This is a genomic window from Luteibacter rhizovicinus (assembly GCF_004342265.1).
Classification (GTDB): domain Bacteria; phylum Pseudomonadota; class Gammaproteobacteria; order Xanthomonadales; family Rhodanobacteraceae; genus Luteibacter; species Luteibacter rhizovicinus_B.
On record NZ_SMCS01000004.1, the window covers coordinates 218,054 to 233,922 of the forward strand.

The 15,869-nt window shown below is 62.9% G+C and carries 15 protein-coding genes and 1 riboswitch; of the genes, 8 read left to right on the top strand and 7 right to left on the bottom strand.

Going from position 1 to position 15,869, the window contains the following annotated elements; translation table 11 throughout:
• Nucleotides 1–10: 10 nt before the first annotated feature.
• Entirely contained in the window at nucleotides 11–2,086 is a 2,076-nt protein-coding gene (locus EC912_RS11795; RefSeq protein ID WP_132144221.1) for a carbon starvation CstA family protein, read from the bottom strand.
• Nucleotides 2,087–2,350: 264 nt separating this feature from the next.
• Between EC912_RS11795 and def the strand changes: the two genes are divergently transcribed.
• Together def and EC912_RS11805 are read left to right on the top strand one after the other, a co-directional pair.
• Complete coding sequence (def, locus tag EC912_RS11800; protein WP_132144223.1) at nucleotides 2,351–2,887, top strand: peptide deformylase; 537 nt, start codon at nucleotides 2,351–2,353, stop codon at nucleotides 2,885–2,887.
• 52 nt (nucleotides 2,888–2,939) lie between these two features.
• A complete protein-coding gene (locus EC912_RS11805; RefSeq protein ID WP_132144225.1) occupies nucleotides 2,940–3,218 on the top strand; it encodes a DUF427 domain-containing protein in 279 nt (92 codons plus the stop codon).
• Here the strand turns inward: EC912_RS11805 and EC912_RS11810 are convergent.
• The 4 genes from EC912_RS11810 to EC912_RS11825 all read right to left on the bottom strand — a co-directional run bounded on the left by EC912_RS11810 (nucleotide 3,215) and on the right by EC912_RS11825 (nucleotide 7,092).
• A complete protein-coding gene (locus EC912_RS11810; RefSeq protein WP_132144227.1) occupies nucleotides 3,215–3,598 on the bottom strand; it encodes a helix-turn-helix domain-containing protein in 384 nt (127 codons plus the stop codon). The genes EC912_RS11805 and EC912_RS11810 overlap by 4 nt on opposite strands.
• 115 nt (nucleotides 3,599–3,713) lie before the next feature.
• Nucleotides 3,714–4,529, bottom strand: a complete 816-nt coding sequence (gene pyrF / locus EC912_RS11815; protein WP_132144229.1) for an orotidine-5'-phosphate decarboxylase — start codon at nucleotides 4,527–4,529, stop codon at nucleotides 3,714–3,716.
• A gap of 71 nt (nucleotides 4,530–4,600) precedes the next feature.
• Nucleotides 4,601–6,259 (bottom strand): energy-dependent translational throttle protein EttA, encoded by a 1,659-nt coding sequence (gene ettA, locus EC912_RS11820; RefSeq protein ID WP_132144231.1) that lies wholly within the window; start codon nucleotides 6,257–6,259, stop codon nucleotides 4,601–4,603.
• Between the two features lie 164 nt (nucleotides 6,260–6,423).
• Nucleotides 6,424–7,092: a hypothetical protein gene (locus EC912_RS11825; RefSeq protein WP_132144233.1), complete on the bottom strand. Its 669-nt coding sequence runs from the start codon at nucleotides 7,090–7,092 to the stop codon at nucleotides 6,424–6,426.
• Nucleotides 7,093–7,337: 245 nt separating this feature from the next.
• On the opposite strand from EC912_RS11825, the gene EC912_RS11830 reads away from it, so the two are divergent.
• A complete protein-coding gene (locus EC912_RS11830; RefSeq protein WP_132144235.1) occupies nucleotides 7,338–8,504 on the top strand; it encodes a hypothetical protein in 1,167 nt (388 codons plus the stop codon).
• Between the two features lie 156 nt (nucleotides 8,505–8,660).
• Here the strand turns inward: EC912_RS11830 and EC912_RS11835 are convergent, their stop codons facing one another.
• Nucleotides 8,661–9,068 (bottom strand): hypothetical protein, encoded by a 408-nt coding sequence (locus tag EC912_RS11835; protein ID WP_132144237.1) that lies wholly within the window; start codon nucleotides 9,066–9,068, stop codon nucleotides 8,661–8,663.
• A 503-nt stretch (nucleotides 9,069–9,571) separates the two neighbouring features.
• Nucleotides 9,572–10,678, bottom strand: coding sequence for a reprolysin-like metallopeptidase (locus tag EC912_RS11840; RefSeq protein ID WP_132144239.1), 1,107 nt, complete (start codon nucleotides 10,676–10,678; stop codon nucleotides 9,572–9,574).
• Nucleotides 10,679–10,966: 288 nt separating this feature from the next.
• Here EC912_RS11840 and glyA point away from each other — a divergent pair, with 288 nt between their 5' ends.
• The 5 genes from glyA (at nucleotide 10,967) to EC912_RS11865 (ending at nucleotide 15,861) form a co-directional block, all read left to right on the top strand.
• Nucleotides 10,967–12,223 carry a serine hydroxymethyltransferase gene (gene glyA, locus EC912_RS11845; protein WP_132144241.1) on the top strand — a complete coding sequence of 419 codons (1,257 nt, stop codon included), beginning with the start codon at nucleotides 10,967–10,969 and terminating at the stop codon, nucleotides 12,221–12,223.
• 18 nt (nucleotides 12,224–12,241) lie between these two features.
• Entirely contained in the window at nucleotides 12,242–12,760 is a 519-nt protein-coding gene (nrdR, locus tag EC912_RS11850) for a transcriptional regulator NrdR (RefSeq protein ID WP_132144243.1), read from the top strand.
• 60 nt (nucleotides 12,761–12,820) lie between these two features.
• A complete protein-coding gene (gene ribD / locus EC912_RS11855; protein WP_132144675.1) occupies nucleotides 12,821–13,882 on the top strand; it encodes a bifunctional diaminohydroxyphosphoribosylaminopyrimidine deaminase/5-amino-6-(5-phosphoribosylamino)uracil reductase RibD in 1,062 nt (353 codons plus the stop codon).
• Nucleotides 13,879–14,859: a Gfo/Idh/MocA family protein gene (locus EC912_RS11860; RefSeq protein ID WP_132144245.1), complete on the top strand. Its 981-nt coding sequence runs from the start codon at nucleotides 13,879–13,881 to the stop codon at nucleotides 14,857–14,859. The genes ribD and EC912_RS11860 overlap by 4 nt, the downstream gene beginning before the upstream one ends.
• A gap of 63 nt (nucleotides 14,860–14,922) precedes the next feature.
• Nucleotides 14,923–15,095, top strand: a riboswitch (FMN riboswitch).
• A 124-nt stretch (nucleotides 15,096–15,219) separates the two neighbouring features.
• Nucleotides 15,220–15,861, top strand: a complete 642-nt coding sequence (locus EC912_RS11865; protein WP_132144247.1) for a riboflavin synthase — start codon at nucleotides 15,220–15,222, stop codon at nucleotides 15,859–15,861.
• Nucleotides 15,862–15,869: the final 8 nt, after the last annotated feature.

Consider the following 15,869-nt stretch of genomic DNA (forward strand, 5'->3'; position numbering starts at 1 on the left):
ACGTTCTCCTTCAGGAGGCCACGCTGCTGACGGCGACGTACGGTTCCTCGTTCGCCGTCGGATGGTTCGTGCGCCACGCCTTAGCGATAGCGCGCAATGCGAAGAACACCATCGTCAGCACCAGCAGCATGAAGATGCCAGTGAGGGCCATGTCCACGCGGTTATTGGTGACGATGCGCTGCATTTCCTCGGCGGTCTTGGCCGGTGCGAGCAGCTTGCCCGAGGCCATGGCGTCGGCGTACTTCTGCGCGGCGGCGGTGAAGCTGATCTTGTTGTCGAACAGCTTCTGCCAGCCGGCCGTCAACGTGCACACCACGAGCCAGATCGCCGGAACGCCCGGCACCAGCACGTAGCGCTCGCGTTTCAGCTTCACCGTGACCACGGTGGCAAGCATCAGCGCGATAGCCGCCAGCATCTGGTTGGCGATACCGAACAGGGGCCACAGGGTGTTGATGCCGCCCAGCGGATCCACGGCGCCCTGATAGAGGAAATATCCCCACAGGCCCACGCAGATAACCGTAGCGATGACATTGCTGGTCCACGATTCGGTGTGTTTCAGCGGCGCGTAAATCAGGCCTGCGATTTCCTGGATCATGAAGCGACCCACGCGCGTACCCGCATCCACCGTCGTCAGGATGAACAGCGCTTCGAACAGAATGGCGTAGTGGTACCAGAAGGCCATCATGCCCTCGCCAGGTAGCACGCCGTGCAGCAGCTGGGCCATGCCCACCGCCAAAGTCGGCGCACCGCCGGCACGACTGAGGATGGTCCCCTCGCCGATGTTCCTCGCGGTGTCGCTGAGTTCGGCGGGTGTAACGAGGAAGCCCCACTGGCTGATGGTCGCGGCCGCCTGTTCGACGGTGGTGCCGATCAGGGCACCAGGCGAGTTCATCGCGAAGTAGACGCCCGGATGCAGCGACGCGGCGGCGATCAGCGCCATGATGGCGACGAAAGCCTCCATCAGCATGCCGCCATAACCGACCATGCGTGCCTCGCCTTCGCTGGCCAGCAGCTTGGGCGTGGTGCCCGAGGCGATGATCGAATGCCAGCCGGACACGGCACCGCATGCGATGGTGATGAACAGGAACGGGAACAGGTTGCCGCTGAAGACCGGACCGCTGCCGTCGATGAACTTCGTCACGGCCGGCATTTGCAGGGTCGGGGCGGCGAGGAAAATCGCCAGCGCGAGCAGGGCGATGGTACCGATCTTGAGGAAGGTCGACAGGTAGTCGCGCGGGGCCAGCAGCAGCCAGACGGGCAGTACGGAGGCGAAGAAGCCGTAACCGATCAGCAGCCAGGCCAGCGCCTTGGCGTCGAAATCGAACATCGGAGCGATCGTCGGCGAAGCGGCGATGTGCGCGCCGTACCAGATCGACCCAAGCAGCAGGACCAGACCGATGATCGATACTTCGAGGATGCGGCCCGGGCGGATATAGCGCAGGTAGATGCCCATCAGCAAAGCGATGGGAATCGTGCAGGCGACGGTGAACGTGCCCCAGGGGCTGTGCGTCAGTGCCTTGACCACGACCAGCGCGAGTACCGCCAGCACGATCATCATCAGGACGAGGACGCCGACCATGGCGATGACGCCCGGCACTTCGCCCAGTTCCTCGCGCAGCATATTGCCCAGCGAACGACCGTCCCGGCGAAGCGAGAGGCCCAGGATCATGAAGTCCTGCACCGCGCCGGCGAAGACCACGCCGACGAGGATCCAGAGGGTGCCGGGCAGATAACCCATCTGCGCCGCCAGGACCGGGCCGACGAGCGGGCCGGCGCCTGCGATCGCCGCGAAATGGTGACCGAAAACAACCCATTTATCGGTGGGCACGTAGTCCAGGCCGTCGTTGCGCAGCACGGCGGGCGTAGCGCGGGTCGGGTCCATTTGCAGGACGCGATTGTTGATGAACCGGCTATAGAAACGGTAGCCGATCAGAAAGACGGCGATAGAGGCCGTGACGACCCAGATCGCGTTGATGGGTTCGCCGCGCCGCAGCGCGACGACGCCCAGACACCAGGCGCCCACGATGGCGATGGCGGCCCAGAGGATTTTTCCTGCCGGACTCGGTTTTACCTGAACAGTTTGCATGTGTGACGCTCCCCTTGCGGATAGGACAAGGGTCGTCCCGTGCGTCGCGGGGGTCAATGGCGTGGGGCGGTTCGGTGTATTAGCCATTGGTCGTATGGCGTTGGAGCGCGGGGGATGTTGCGGTGCAATGGAGCGGGGGCAGGGCGTAGCGGGGCCTTCGGATCGACGCCCCCCATTACCCATCCCCAATCCCCCTTGAGAGCCTCCCCGCAAAACGCCATCTTGATGAGATAACGTGCCCGAATAACCACCGAGAGCCACACCATGATCCGCGACATTCTGAGGATGGGAGACGAGCGCTTGCTGCGCATCGCGCCGCTCGTGCCGCCCGAACTGATAGGCACCGCGGAGCTGGACGAGCTGATCGCGGATATGTTCGACACGATGTATCACGCAGGTGGCGTGGGTCTCGCCGCCCCACAGATCGGTATCGACCTTCAACTGGTCATCTTCGGATTCGACAGCAGCGAGCGCTATCCCGATGCGCCGGCCGTGCCGCGCACGATTCTGCTGAATCCGGTGATTACGCCGCTGTCCCAGGACATGGAGGAAGGCTGGGAAGGCTGCCTGTCGGTGCCCGGTCTGCGCGGCGCGGTGAATCGTTACTCGCTGATCCGCTACCAGGGCATCGATCAATCGGGAGCGCCCATCGACCGGACGGCCGAGGGGTTTCATGCCCGCGTCGTGCAGCATGAGTGCGATCACCTGATCGGGCGCCTGTATCCCTCGCGAATCACCGATTTCTCGAAGTTCGGCTACACCGATGTCCTGTTTCCCGGGCAGGACATTGGCGACGATTAAGTCGGTCAAGCCCGCTCCTGCACAAAACACAGCGGCATTGAGGAGAGCCTGCATGCGCGCGACGTGGAAAGGCCAGTTACTCGCCGAAAGCGACGATACCGTCGTCGTGGAAGGCAACCACTACTTTCCGGAGGCCACGCTGAAGCGCGAACACTTCCGCGCAAGCGACCATCACTCGGTATGCCCCTGGAAGGGCACGGCAAGCTATTACGACGTGGTCGTCGGCGACGAGGTCAACGCCAATGCGGCATGGTTCTATCCGACGCCGTCCGAAGCCGCCGCGTCCATTCGCGGTCGCGTGGCGTTCTGGAAGGGTGTCGACGTGGTCTAGGTGACGTCGGCCAGGGCTTCGGCAATCAGCAGCAATGCATTGCGCCGCTCTCTGGGCAGGCGGGTGACGATGCCGACGAGGCGCAGCTGTTCCCGGGTTTCCGGCCGGTACATCGCGGGCGGTTCCCGTACGCCGGTGACGCCTTCGGGTGCGCCGCGGCCGGTCGCAAGCCATTCGAAATTGACGCCGAAACGCACCGCCATATCGATCTGGCGTGCCAGTTCGGGCAATCCTTCGGCATTAAGCCATTTGCGGGCCGTTTCGCGACTGACGTCGAAAAGATCGGCGAGCTGGGTGGTGCGGCCCCGTCCTTTCTTCAGGCCTGACATGTCCAGCGCCATATGCAGGCGCTGCGAGAAACCTCGGTTGGAAGAAGGCATGACTACTCCGGTTCAATGCAATCGCGTCCTTGAGCCGGTTATTGTTCGTTAGCGACGCGCGATCTTCGTCGATTTGCGGTTGTGGAAGGGGACAAGTTGTTCATGGTTTCGCGAATCAGCCACGATGACGGTTCACCGCCTGCCTTAGTTCGTCGGTTGCCTTACGCGCGGCCTGGGCGAAATCCGATGTCCCCGATGCATAAAGAATGGCACGCGACGAGGAGATCATCAGGCCGTCGCCCGCAGCCGTGAGGCCGTGACGCAGTGCGGCTTCGAGATCGCCACCCTGCGCACCGATGCCCGGGACGAGCAGCGGCATGTCGCCGACGACCGCGCGGACTTTGCCGAGTTCTTCCGGCCACGTGGCGCCGGTGACGAGCGCGCAATTGCCGTTGCCGTTCCATTCGCGGGCGATGGTTTCCGCCACGCGCAGATAGAGCGGTTCGCCGCCGCAGTCGAGTGCCTGAAAATCCTTGCCGCCGGGATTGGACGTACGGCACAGCAGGATGACGCCCTTGTCGGCACGCTCCAGGAAAGGCGCGATGGAGTCGTGGCCCAGATAGGGGTTCAGCGTGACGGCGTCGGCTTTGTAGCGATCGAATGCTTCGCTGGCGTAATGCCGGGCGGTGGAGCCAATGTCGCCCCGCTTCGCATCAAGGATGACGGGCACGCCGGGGTGCCGGTCGTGGATATGTGCGATCAGTCGTTCCAGCGCGTCTTCGGCCCGCTGCGCGGCGAAGTGCGCGATCTGCGGCTTGTACGCACAGACGAGGTCGGCCGTGGCGTCGACGATGTCGCGGCAGAACGCGAAGATCGCATCGGCATCGCCCGCGATGGATGCGGGAAGGCGGCCGGGCTCGGGATCGAGGCCGACACAGACAAGGGAATCGTTGCGACGCCAAGCGTCCTTCAGAGACTGCATGAAGTGCATGATGAACCTCGAATCGGGCGGACGCTTGAGAACTACGGGGGCGGGCGCATGGCCCGCCCCCTCCAGCCGGATCAGACCAGCTTCTTGTACTTCACGCGCTTCGGGCCTGCATTGTCGCCGAGGCGGCGCTTCTTGTCGGCTTCGTACTCGTTGTAGTTGCCCGGGAAGAACTCGACGTGCGAGTCGCCTTCGAACGAGAGGATGTGGGTGGCGATGCGATCGAGGAACCAGCGATCATGCGAGATGACCATGGCGCAACCGGGGAATTCCAGCATCGCGTCTTCGAGGGCGCGCAGCGTTTCGACGTCCAGATCGTTCGACGGTTCGTCGAGCAGCAGCACATTGCCGCCCTGCATCAGCGTCTTGGCCAGGTGCAGGCGACCGCGCTCGCCGCCGGACAGGCTGCCGACGATCTTCTGCTGGTCGGTGCCCTTGAAGTTGAAGCGGCCGATGTAGGCACGCGACTGAAGTTCGTAGCGGCCGATCGTGATGATGTCGGCACCGCCGGAGACTTCTTCCCAGACGTTCTTCTTCGGATCGAGGTTGTCGCGCGACTGGTCGACATAGGCCAGCTGAACCGTGTGGCCCAGCTTCACTTCGCCGCTGTCCGCCGTTTCCTTGCCGGTGATCAGCTTGAACAGCGTCGACTTGCCGGCGCCGTTGGGACCGATGACGCCGACGATGGCGCCGGGCGGCACCTTGAACGACAGGTCGTCGATCAGCATGCGGTCGCCGAAGGACTTCGAAACGTTCTTGAACTCGATGACTTCCTGGCCCAGGCGTTCGCCCGGCGGGATATACAGTTCGTTCGTTTCGTTGCGCTTCTGGTAGTCGACCGAGTTCAGTTCCTCGAAGCGGTTCAGGCGCGCCTTGCCCTTCGACTGGCGCCCCTTCGATGCCGAGCGGACCCACTCGAGCTCGCGCGCGATGGCCTTCTGGCGACCCTTTTCGGTGGCTTCCTCGCGCTTCAGGCGCTCGTCCTTCTGCTCCAGCCACTCGGTGTAGTTGCCCTTCCAGGGAATGCCGCGGCCGCGATCGAGCTCGAGGATCCACTCGGCGGCGTTGTCGAGGAAGTAGCGGTCATGGGTCACCGCGACGACCGTGCCCGGATAGTCGTGCAGGAACTGTTCGAGCCAGTCGACCGACTCGGCGTCCAGATGGTTGGTGGGTTCGTCGAGCAGCAGCATGTCCGGCTTGGAGAGCAGCAGGCGGCACAGCGCCACGCGGCGTTTCTCACCGCCGGACAGGGGACCGATCTTCGCGTCCCACGCCGGCAGGCGGAGAGCGTCGGCAGCGACTTCCAACTGGCGCTCGAGCGCGTGCGCGTCGTTGGCGGCAAGCAGGTTTTCGAGCTTCTGCTGTTCTTCGGCCAGCTTGTCGAAATCCGCGCCTTCTTCGGCGTAGGCCGCGTAGATTTCGTCGAGACGCTTCTGGGCGTCCAGGATTTCAGACACGCCTTCCTCGACGGCCTCGCGGACGGTCTTCTCGGGATCGAGCTGCGGCTCCTGGGCCAGGTAGCCGATCTTGGTGCCGGGATTGGCGCGCGCTTCGCCCTGGAAGTCGGTATCGACGCCGGCCATGATCTTGAGGACCGTGGACTTACCCGCGCCGTTCACGCCCAGCAGGCCGATCTTGGCGCCGGGGAAGAACGAGAGGGAGATGTCCTTGATGATCTGGCGCTTCGGGGGGACGATCTTGCTGACCCCGTTCATGGTGTAGATGTATTGCATGGGCGCTCCGTCAGGCGATGCCGCGCCCCCGGTGCGGTGGCTCCGGGTGGGCAAACCCCAATTATATCGTGTCCCGGAGGGGTCTGCCCTGTCTTTGCGGGCCGGGTCGGCTTCGTTCATGAAGGCGGCCGTGGCAAGCCCGTTTCCGGGCCCCATTCCCGGAATCAGGGCGACGGCAGGGCCAGTCCGGTCACATAGGTACGGATGCGCTCCTGGTTTTCCGGGCTATAGGCTCGACAATCCCTGTAAATCTGGCTGGCCGAGGGAACCATATTGGTCTCGCACCACCACGCGTCGCTGCCTCGTACCTTGGAATCGTCGTGCACGGCGCTCAGGGTATGCCCGAATTCATGCGCAACGACGGCGGCATTGGCGTTGACGGATGCCAGCGCAAAATCTCCCTCATGTTGGGCGATTCCACTGGTCCCCGGGTAAGGACTGGCGCCGGTCAGCAACATGAACTTGTTCCAGCCGTTGATTCGCAGCTTTTCGCGCTCGGCGAATCGGGTGGCCGATCCTTTCCAGCGGTCATAGGCCCGATCGTCGCCGTAGCGGATATCCGTTACGCCGGGCACGTGCCGGTGAATCCTCGCCTGGATATTCCAGCCGCGTAGCACCGTGTCGGTCATGTCGGCCAGCCACCACGACAATAGTCGCGTGTGCACGCGCTGTGCTTCGCTGTCCGGAATATCGTCGTGCGCGAATATGTGAAACGTCAGCGGCGGCTCTTTCTCCGGTTCCGCGGCGAAAGCGGTATTCAGGAAGCCGCCAAGGCAGAGTGCGAACGCAGCGGCGATACATTTGTTCCGAATTCGAGGGATCGACATAGTCATGGGCGTCCTTGTTCATGATGTGGATGGGTGACCTGGTTGCGGTTGTTGCGTATCGCGGCGAATGGATGGCCATACGTCGTGGCGCGCACGGCATGGAGTGTGTTCCGGAACAGGCGGGAAACGGACGAGGGCGAGTTCGCGAGAGGGCGTCGGATTGGATCGTCGGAGGTTGTCGGGAGACGCGGTTACGACTGTCCCGGGAGGTTCGAAGACGTATCGATTTTGTATCGTGAGCGTCGGTGTCGATGTGGGACGCCGGCTTACCATCCGATAGCGAAGGAACGTCCATGAATTTTTCTCCATTGATTCGCCGATCCCTGATCTGGCTGCCTTGCGCGGCATTCGTCGGCCTTCCCGCCGTGTCTTTTGCTCAAGACAAAAATGCCAATGCACTCCGCGACATCGTTTCCCTCTTCGATGAGGCGGTGGCGGCAGGACTACCCCGCACGCTTGGCGTTCCCGTCGCGTCCGCCGGTGTCGCGCGAAAGGTCAACCTGGGGGACCTGGTCATAGAGACGTCCCTGGAGGTGGACGTCGTCTTTCCCGGCGAAGCGCCAGGGACCATGTACGCGGCCACGTGGCAGGGAAGCCCGGCTGTCGTGACGCGTTCGGGCGAGCATCTGGATATCAGTATTCCCGGCAAGGATGGCGTCGTTGTCACAGGCTTCGTCACCGGCAGTGCCGAGCCACATACCTATATCGGCGGGGAGACGGAACATTCGTCCGAACGCGCCGATCCGGTGGCCCAAGCGACTACAGGCGCGAAAGTAGCGTCGTCCATGGTTCCGTCGCCGCGATATCCCGACGACGAGCTGACCTTCTATCTGTTCCCGCACGACGACACGAGAAACACCGATCCACACGACATCCATGCAGGGTTCGTCGCCTGGTGGCTGGCCGATCTGCGAAGAGTGCTGATCGGCGAGCCGGTGCATCTTCTGTACAGCGGTTCCGTTAGGGGTGTTACGGATATCTCCTACGGTACCCGGAACGTACTCATCGACTGGTCCGATGCGGTCCATGCCTATGCTCAGGTCGAAGGCCTTCCGTACGAAAAGCACTCGTGGCGGCACAAGTATTTTCTGATTACCAAGGCGTTGCCCTATCACGGCGTGGCCGGCGTCAGTTGGCAAGGCGGTATCGAAGGCATTGGGTCGATCAGGGGGCCGTACCCAACGTTCGCGCATGAGTTCGGTCATATGCTTGGCGCCACCCATGCCGATGCCGATACAGGTTTCAACGGTTGGATTTGCGAAACCAATATGCTCGATGTGCACTCATTGCTTCGCTCGAACTGCTATACGTACTCGCCAGCGAATCAACGGACTATCCGCGAGATCTATAGAAATGGCTCCTCTCCGATCCCGAAGGAGCATTCGCTAAGCTTGTTGCGCGATATGCCAGTGGATTGACGATGGGGTCCGCTGCCATGCGACGGCGGACCTATACAAAACAGAAGGGCGGCCTGGCGCCGCCCTTCTCGCTATCGCCCGATGCGATAGCATGCTTCTCCCGGGCGTTATCGGAAGGTCGGAGTGGCTCCTGCCGACGATCGCACGGAGACGCGTCTATCGATATACGTGATCTCGTATGTGCTGATTTGCTTGTTTTGAAAAGACATAGCAATTGCTACGCAGCGACGTGCTCGGAGAAATCATGTTCGTCTCGCACCACCAGCCGTAGTACCGCACTTCGCCGTCGTCATGCTTCGCGCCAAGCAAATGGCCAAATTCATGCGCGATGACAGGGTAGCTATTGTCCAGCGTTGCAACGGCGAAGTTTCCGCGTGGCCAGGCGACGCCGGCGCGCACGGGCGAGAGCCTGGTTGGGGTGATCAGCATGAATTTTTGCCGTGACGTATATGGAATGCAGTTACGTTCCACATAGTCCTCCATGATGTCGGTCCATTCATCCAGTGTCTCTTCGTGTCCGTAACGGACGTCCGTAACTCCTTCGAGCTGGCGGTGATAGATCACTCTCAGCTTTTCGGTGGGCAGCGCGTTTTTCTTCAGGTCGGCGATCCATCACGCAACGTACGCGGCATCGATGCGGTCCGTTGCGATGTTGCGAACGTCGTCGTGGATGAATAAGTGGAAGGCCGACTGATGCGGGTCGATGACAGGCGGGATGTCCGGACGTTTTGCCGCTCTTTCCGGCCTCGGCCCGACGGGCTCGTTTTTGCTGAGATGGTCCGGTGCGTGAGCCACGTCGTCGGAACATTCTTTCGATGCCTCGTCATTTCCGGATATGAATTCGGAGACTTCGAGGCCGCTCTCCGACATGGAAGAAATTCCCAGGTGATTGCCCGATCGGGTAACTACGGCGGGGCAATGACTTGCTCCCCGGACAGATATATCCCGATACCTGCAAGGCACGCGAAGTTCATAAAGCCTTTGAGATGCACGGTCTTTAGCTCCTGTTGCGCGGATTAATCCTGCGTTTCGCGATTCCGGGCGGCCCGGGTGCTTCGGGCCGTCTATCAGGGCAGCGATGCCCGGATATTGGCTTTGTTCCCCGGCGAGTAGTCGAATGTCGCCGCCCGGAAGAAACTCCCGAACGAGCCGGAATCCATGGTGGTGTGACATGCCCACAATCCGCATCCGCGCACTTCGCTGTCTTCGTGGGTAGCGCCCAGCATGTGTCCGAACTCGTGCGCGATGACCAGGGCATCGCCACGGAGACTGGCCAGTCCGGCATCGCCCCCCTGTTGCGCTCGGCCTTCTACGGTGTGGCTAATCAAGTGCCGGGTCAGCAGCAGGTATTTGCTCTGGGGGTGACGCGGAACCTCACGCTCAAGAAAATAGGCCCTCGCCGTGTTCTGCCACTCCGTAATCAGGGAAGGTCGGTCGGCGTAATTGAAATCGGTAACGGTCGGTATCGTGGTGCGATACCACACGCGTAGGTCCCGATCGGTAATGACATTGCGCTGGAGATCGGCGATCCACCACGCTACATACTCGGAATGGATGCGTTGGATTCCGGTCGCGAGCGCGTCGTCGTGGACGAATATCCAGAAATCGATTCCAGGGATGTATGGCGAGGCATTTTCCATGATCGGCGCGGCGGGCTCATTGACGGCGAGGCCGGCATGGGCGTCGGCTCTACGGGCATTCGGTCCGGTATCGACGGGAGCGCTGGAAACCGGGACGCCGTGGTGATCGATCCGATCTCTATCGGCGACAAATCCGGTGACGTCGATCGCTTCCGCATCGTGCGAGGTAATGTCCAGGCGCTCGCCGATGCGCGTAATCACGACGGGCGTGCCGTTCCAGGTAGCGTCGTAGAGCGTGGCGACCGTGTCGTCGGGAAATATCACGGCCGAGCGCATGCGCGATTGCACGATCAGGTCGAGCGATTCGGTCTGGGCGTCGGGGCCGCGATGCTGTTGGGTATCGGTACGCAGCTCGTGCGGCAGGTGGGATTCGGGAGGCAACTGAAGTACCTGGGGCAGTCCGGCCGATACGGCCTTGTCGAATTCGGCGACCACCTGGGAAGTCGTGGGAGTCGTTGCGTAGACGTTGCCGGCCATGTGCGCCGCAATGAGCACGACGACGAAGGGTAGCGACCGCTGGATGGCCGACGGCATGGAAACCTCCTTGTTTTCTGATCTTGCCCGGCACGATTGCCGGCCGGAAGTATTCCCGGGGGGCCATGCATCTTGCTGACAGGCATCGACGCGCCGTCGACTGCAGCGAGCGCCTCCGGCGCGTCAGTACACGACTGCTCGCAGGATATGGACGGCGCCGGAGCGGCGTATTCCGGCACGCACCGGCCTCCCGGGGCGCCCCGCTGGGGTGTTTTCCGCGCCAGTGGCTGCAAACCCGCATGGGCGCTACACTTTCGCTCTTCCCCGCTTCCCGCTAACGAGGTCAGGATGTTTCCGAAGGACTGCACCATCGCCGGTTACGACGACGAACTGGCCAAGGCTATCGCCCACGAGGCACGCCGCCAGGAGGATCACGTCGAACTGATCGCTTCGGAGAACTACGCCAGCCCGCGCGTCATGGAGGCCCAGGGCTCGGTCCTGACCAATAAGTACGCCGAAGGCTATCCCGGCAAGCGCTACTACGGTGGCTGCGAGTACGTGGATATCGCCGAAAAGCTGGCGCTCGAGCGCCTGAAGCAGCTTTTCGACGCCGACTACGCCAACGTGCAGCCGCATTCGGGCTCGCAGGCCAACCAGGCGGTCTACTTCGCCCTCCTGCAGCCGGGCGACACCATCCTGGGCATGAGCCTCGCGCACGGCGGTCACCTGACCCACGGCGCCAAGGTCAATCTCTCGGGTAAGATATTCAATGCGGTCCAGTACGGCATCCAGCCCGACACCGGTCTGGTCGACTATGCCGAGATCGAGAAACTCGCCGTCGAGCACAAGCCGAAGATGATCGTCGCCGGTTTCTCGGCGTACTCGCAGGTGCTCGACTGGGCGCGTTTCCGCGAGATCGCCGATAAGGTCGGTGCATACCTCTTCGTCGACATGGCGCACATCGCCGGTCTGGTCGCCGCTGGCGTCTATCCCAGCCCCCTGCCGCACGCCCACGTGGTCACCTCTACCACCCACAAGACGCTGCGCGGTCCGCGCGGCGGCATCATCGTGGCGAAGGGTGCCGGCGAAGAGATTGAGAAGAAACTCCAGTCCGTCGTATTCCCGGGCATTCAGGGCGGCCCCCTGATGCACGTCATCGCGGCCAAGGCCGTGGCGTTCAAGGAAGCGCTGGAGCCGGAATTCAAGACGTATCAGCAGCAGGTGGTGAAGAACGCCAAGGCCATGGCCAAAACGTTCATGGAGCGCGGTTACAAAATCGTCTCCGGCGGCACCGAAAACCACCTCATGCTGATCGACATGATCGGTCGCGATACCACGGGCAAGGACGCGGAAGCGGCCCTTGGCAAAGCGCACATCACCGTGAACAAAAACGCGGTGCCGAACGATCCGCGTTCGCCGTTCGTCACCTCGGGCCTGCGTGTCGGCACGCCAGCGATCACGACGCGCGGCTACAAGGAAGCCGACACCGTCGAACTGACGAACTGGATCTGCGACGTGCTTGACGCACCCGCCGACGAAGCGGTGATCGCCACGGTTCGCGACAAGATCACGGCGCAATGCAAATCGTTCCCGGTCTACGGCTGAGCTGATTAAAGCTCACCCATGCACTGTCCCTTCTGCCAGCACGAAGACACCCGCGTCATCGACTCCCGTCTTACCGAGGACGGCAGCACGGTGCGGCGGCGACGCGAGTGTCCCCAGTGCGGCGAACGTTTCAATACGTTCGAGACGGCGGAACTGAAACTTCCGGCGATCGTCAAATCCGGCGATCGTCGCGAAGCGTTCGACGAACAGAAACTGCGCGTGAGCTTCGACCGTGCGTTGCAGAAACGTCCCGTCGCCAGCGATGCGGTGGACATCGCCGTACACGCCGTCATCAACGACCTTCGCCGCAGCGGCGATCGCGAAGTACCTTCGCGTCAGGTCGGCGAGCTGGTCATGCGCGAACTCAAGAAGCTCGATCAGGTCGCCTACGTTCGCTTCGCGTCGGTCTATCGTCGCTTCGAGGACGTCCATGCGTTCCGCGAGGAAATCGAGAAACTGGAACGGGATCTACCGTCTATCGAAGGCTTGCAGCTACCGTTGCTGGATGTGGTCAAGCGAGGCCGGAAGGGCAGTTGAAGTGCTGGAGATGTACTCGTCATGACCCGTCCGTTCTTCCCCGCCATCGACCACGTACACATGGCGCATGCACTGCGCCTGGCTGCGAAAGGTCTCTACACCACCCAGCCGAATCCTCGCGTTGGTTGCGTCATCGCGCGCGGCGACACCGTGCTTGGCACGGGTTGGCATCCGCGTGCGGGACAGCCGCATGCCGAAGTGTTCGCGCTGCGCGAAGCGGGTGAATCGGCTCGCGGCGCGACGGCGTATGTCACGCTGGAACCCTGCGCGCATCACGGCAGAACGCCGCCCTGCGCCGACGCGCTGATCGCCGCGGGCGTGGGACGCGTCGTCGTCGCCGTGGAAGATCCGTTTCCGAAGGTCGACGGTGCGGGCATCGCAAAGCTGCGCGACGCAGGCATCGACGTGCAGGTCGGCCTGATGCACGAGGCAGCGCGCGATCTGAACATCGGTTTCTTCAGCCGCATCGAGCGGCAGCGCCCCTGGGTACGCGTGAAACTCGCGATGAGTCTGGACGGACGCACCGCGCTCGCCAACGGCGAGTCGAAGTGGATCACCGGCGAAGCGGCGCGCGCCGATGTGCAGCGTCTGCGCGCGCGCAGTTCGGCCATCCTTTCCGCCAGCGGTACGGTACTCGGCGACGATCCGCGACTGACGGTGCGCTTGCCCGGCGACGAAGCGTTTGTTCCGCCCATGCGCGTGATCGTCGACCGGCTGTTACGTACCCCTGCCGGGGCTCACGTGCTGGACGATGCCGCGCCGACATGGCTGCTGCACGCGGCCGATACGCCGGTACCCGCCCACTTGAAGGGTGTTCGGCGCGACACGATCCGCACCGATGGCGATGGGCTCGATCTTGCCGCGGTCATGCACTGGCTGGCCAGGCACGACGTCAACGAAGTCCACGTCGAAGCCGGTCCCACCTTGTGCGGGGCGCTGCTCGCCGCAGGGCTCGCGGACGAACTGGTCATCTACATCGCGCCCATCCTCCTTGGACATACCGGACGCCCGCTGCTCAACCTTCCGCCGCTGGACGATATGACGACGCGCTGGAAACTGCGGACCATGGATCGTCGCCAGGTCGGCGACGATATGCGCCTGACCTTGCGACCGGCGGCATGACGGCGTTGTCCGCGGTGCGCTGGGGCATCATCGGCTGCGGCAATGTCACCGAAGTCAAAAGCGGTCCTGCGTTCGCGAAAATTCCAAACTCGTCGCTGGTCGCAGTCATGCGCCGTGACGGTGCGCTGGCGCGCGATTATGCCGAGCGGCACGGCGTTCCCCGCTGGTACGACGATGCGGCGGCATTGATCGCCGATCCCCAGGTGGACGCCGTATACATCGCTACGCCGCCGTCGTCGCATCGCCAGTACGCACTGATGTGCATCGAGGCTGGCAAGCCGGTCTACATCGAGAAGCCCATGGCGCTCGATCACGCCGAATGCGAAGACATCGTACGCGCGGGTCATGCGGCCGGCGTACCGGTGTTCGTGGCTTACTACCGGAGGATGCTGCCGCGCTTCCGAAAAATCGCCGAGTTGCTGGCGGCGGGTGCGATCGGTCAACCACGCATCGTCAACACAATGCTGCACCATCCGCTGGACGACCGTTACCGCGATCCGGCGAACCTCCCGTGGACCGTGCTGCCGGAAATATCCGGCGGCGGCATCTTCGTGGACATCGGCTGCCACACGCTCGACATCCTCGACTTCCTGTTGGGCCCGATCGTATCGGCCAGCGGCGTCGCATCGAACCAGCTTCGCGCCTATCCCGCCGAGGACAGCGTAGCGATGAGCTTCGCGTTCGAAAGCGGCGTCCTCGGTACCGGCCTCTGGAACTTCGGCGCCGACCGTCGCGAAGACCGCACTGAAATCATCGGCGACGCCGGTCGCATCGCATTCGCCACATTCGGCGAGTCGCCGATCCTGCTGGATGTCGGCGGCAAGGTCGAAGCATTCGACATCGCCAATCCCCGGCACATCCAGCAACCGTTGATCGAAACGATCGTGGCCGAGCTAACGGGACAGGGTCGCAGCCCGTCGACCGGCACGACCGGTGCGCGGACCAGTTGGGTCATGGATCGCGTTCTGCGGCCTTGATCCCGGGGTGCCAGGCCCCACGTGATATCCTTGCCGGGCTGGCCTTTACGGGCCCGGCACTAGTAGCGTCTTCAGGGCGGGGCGAAATTCCCCACCGGCGGTAGGTCCCCTCGGGGACAAGCCCGCGAGCGCCTTCGTGAAGTTGCGAGGGGTCAGCAGATCCGGTCGAATGCCGGAGCCGACGGTTGAGGTGGCGTGCGAACGTCGCCCGAGAGTCCGGATGAAAGAAGACGGCAGGCGCGCTCCCTTTCGGGGGGACGTGCCGCCATGCGCCTTGGGGCGTTTTTCGCATACTTCGCGCGGGAAACGTTTCATGAAAATCCGTACAAGCGTCATCGCCTCCCCAGGAGGCAACTGCTGATGTTTACCGGCATCATCCAGAGTGTTGGCCGCATCGCGCGGCTGGAACCCCGTGGCGGCGATGTCCGTCTGGTGGTCGGCACCGCCGATCTCGACATGAGCGACGTCGCCCTAGGCGACAGCATCGCTGTCTCGGGCGTCTGCCTCACCGTCATATCCTTCGACGAACACAGCTTCGCGGCCGATGTCTCGAACGAAACGCTTTCCCATACCTCGCTCGGCAAACACAAAGCCGGCGATCCGGTAAACCTGGAGAAAGCGCTGCGCCTCGCCGACCGTCTGGGCGGCCATCTCGTATCCGGTCATGTGGACGGCGTGGGCAAGGTCGTTTCCGTCACGCCCGACGGGCGTTCGCAGCGCTGGACCTTCGAGGTTCCCGCGCCCATTGCCCGCTATATCGCCGCCAAGGGCTCCATCTGCATCGACGGTACCAGTCTCACCGTCAACGAAGTGCAGGGCACGCGGTTCGGCGTCAATCTGATTCCTCATACGGTCGAGCACACGGCATTCGCGGCGCGACGCGCGGGCGATGCGGTGAACATCGAGGTCGACGTGATCGCGCGTTACGTGGAACGGCTGCTGGCAAGCGGCGATGCGCCGCGCCTCGACGAGGCGTTCCTGAAGCAGCACGGCTTCGCCTGACTCCGCGC

Coding starts and splice junctions, on each gene's coding strand:
- EC912_RS11795 (WP_132144221.1), bottom strand. CDS start 2,086: ATGCAAACTGTTCAGGTAAAACCGAGTCCGGCAGGAAAAATCCTCTGG.
- def (WP_132144223.1), top strand. CDS start 2,351: ATGATCCGCGACATTCTGAGGATGGGAGACGAGCGCTTGCTGCGCATC.
- EC912_RS11805 (WP_132144225.1), top strand. CDS start 2,940: ATGCGCGCGACGTGGAAAGGCCAGTTACTCGCCGAAAGCGACGATACC.
- EC912_RS11810 (WP_132144227.1), bottom strand. CDS start 3,598: ATGCCTTCTTCCAACCGAGGTTTCTCGCAGCGCCTGCATATGGCGCTG.
- pyrF (WP_132144229.1), bottom strand. CDS start 4,529: ATGCACTTCATGCAGTCTCTGAAGGACGCTTGGCGTCGCAACGATTCC.
- ettA (WP_132144231.1), bottom strand. CDS start 6,259: ATGCAATACATCTACACCATGAACGGGGTCAGCAAGATCGTCCCCCCG.
- EC912_RS11825 (WP_132144233.1), bottom strand. CDS start 7,092: ATGACTATGTCGATCCCTCGAATTCGGAACAAATGTATCGCCGCTGCG.
- EC912_RS11830 (WP_132144235.1), top strand. CDS start 7,338: ATGTGGGACGCCGGCTTACCATCCGATAGCGAAGGAACGTCCATGAAT.
- EC912_RS11840 (WP_132144239.1), bottom strand. CDS start 10,678: ATGCCGTCGGCCATCCAGCGGTCGCTACCCTTCGTCGTCGTGCTCATT.
- glyA (WP_132144241.1), top strand. CDS start 10,967: ATGTTTCCGAAGGACTGCACCATCGCCGGTTACGACGACGAACTGGCC.
- nrdR (WP_132144243.1), top strand. CDS start 12,242: ATGCACTGTCCCTTCTGCCAGCACGAAGACACCCGCGTCATCGACTCC.
- ribD (WP_132144675.1), top strand. CDS start 12,821: ATGGCGCATGCACTGCGCCTGGCTGCGAAAGGTCTCTACACCACCCAG.
- EC912_RS11860 (WP_132144245.1), top strand. CDS start 13,879: ATGACGGCGTTGTCCGCGGTGCGCTGGGGCATCATCGGCTGCGGCAAT.
- EC912_RS11865 (WP_132144247.1), top strand. CDS start 15,220: ATGTTTACCGGCATCATCCAGAGTGTTGGCCGCATCGCGCGGCTGGAA.